Source organism: Jejuia pallidilutea (genome assembly GCF_002973595.1).
GTDB classification, from domain to species: Bacteria; Bacteroidota; Bacteroidia; order Flavobacteriales; family Flavobacteriaceae; genus Jejuia; species Jejuia pallidilutea.
In genome coordinates, this window is the sequence record NZ_PVEO01000031.1 from 1 (window position 1) to 1,648 (window position 1,648).

A 1,648-nucleotide genomic window follows, 5' to 3' on the forward strand; every position below is an offset into this window, starting at 1 on the left:
GAGGCACATTCATAAAAATCACATCCCTTGTAAATACGAGTGTTTCTTTTTAAATTAACGTACACAAAAACCCCGAAAACAGCTGTCCAGGGCTAAAAACGGGGTTTTACATTATCGTTAACCATGAAATTACAAAGAATTAATGACTTCCAGCATAGTTTTTCGTTTTTATCTTCCGCAGAAAATTTAGATGCGTTCTATGCTCGTTTTTTAGAGAGCGATCTAGGTAAAATCCATAGCGCCATTCCTTGGAGATCTTTAGTCAATAATTTAGAGATTAAAGAAAAGGCGGCCGGTTCCAAAATGCTATTTAGCCCAAAAGGCCGTATTGCTTTGATGTTTTTAAAACATTACGCCTGTTGTTCGGACAGAAAACTTATCGAGCAGCTCAATAGTAATATTGACTATCAATTTTTCTGCGATATTCATTTAGGGTTTCATAGGCTTACCAATTTTAAAATAGTTAGCCAGATCCGTTGTGAACTATCCAATACATTACATATTGATTCCTTGGAAAAAGAATTATTTGCACATTGGAAACCTTACATATCCTCTAAAAGCCAGGTAACAGCAGATGCTACTTGTTACGAGAGTGAGCTGCGATATCCTACACCACAAAAATTATTATGGGAAGCGGTAGACTGGCTCTATAAACAGCTCAGAAAAACCTGTAGGCTACTAGGGGTAAAGATGATACGTTCCAAATACATCAAATGGAAGAAGCGCTACACCGGATTTAGTAAAATGCGACGTAAGACCAAAAAGAAACGAAGACCACTTACCAGGGCTTTGCTACATTTATTAAGCAAGCTTATAGGCTTTGAAAAGCGACTTAGAAATCAGCACAAGTTAAATTTTACGGTAACCTACTATCGAAGAGTAAGCACTATAAAAAAAATACGGCAACAGCAACAAGACTATTTTAATACAGGAATCAGCCCTAAAAACAGAATTGTGAGCATCCAAAAGGATTATCTTAGACCTATCGTTAGAGGGAAAGAGGTAAAGGCCGTAGAGTTTGGGGCCAAGGTAAACAAACTCCAGATTGACGGTATCAACTTTATAGAACACTTAAGCTTCAATGCCTTTAACGAGGGCACGCGCTTGCAGGGTACCATCTACAAGGCACAATCGCTCACAGGAACAAAAACCAAGATACTAGGGGCAGATGCCATTTATGCAACCAATAAAAACAGAAATTTTGTTAGTAGGCACAACATTAAGACCGATTTTAAGCGAAAAGGAAAGCTTCCGAAAGATTACAAAGATGAAAAGAAACTAAAAGCATTAATCACTAAAGAAAGAGCGACTCGATTAGAAGGTAGTTTTGGCAAAGAAAAGGAGCATTATTATCTCAAAAAAATAAAAGCGAAAACCAAGGCTACAGAAAAACTCTGGATATGCTTTGGGATCCATACTGCCAATGCTCTAGAAATTGGTAGGCGAATGTATCAAGCCCAAGTAGAACAAGCCGCCTAATTTTTGAAAACCTTATAGAAAACATAGGATAACTACGTCCAATTTTTAGCAAAATAGTGTTTTACCCTATCAATAGCTCTAAAACTAAAAAAAACAAGACTTGGAAGTAACCAAATCTTGCTTTTTATATTTTGATGCTCGTAATCAAGCTATTTTCTGAATGTGCCTT

General features: G+C 36.9%; 1 protein-coding gene. It reads left to right on the forward strand.

Translation table 11 applies throughout. The annotated features are described in order from the left end of the window. The first annotated feature begins 123 nt into the window (after positions 1–123). Complete coding sequence (locus tag CLV33_RS17420; protein ID WP_105474951.1) at positions 124–1,479, forward strand: transposase; 1,356 nt, start codon at positions 124–126, stop codon at positions 1,477–1,479. Positions 1,480–1,648 lie beyond the last annotated feature (169 nt).

Excerpts from the sequence above, each read along its gene's own strand:
- CLV33_RS17420 (WP_105474951.1), top strand. The coding sequence starts at position 124 with ATGAAATTACAAAGAATTAATGACTTCCAGCATAGTTTTTCGTTTTTA.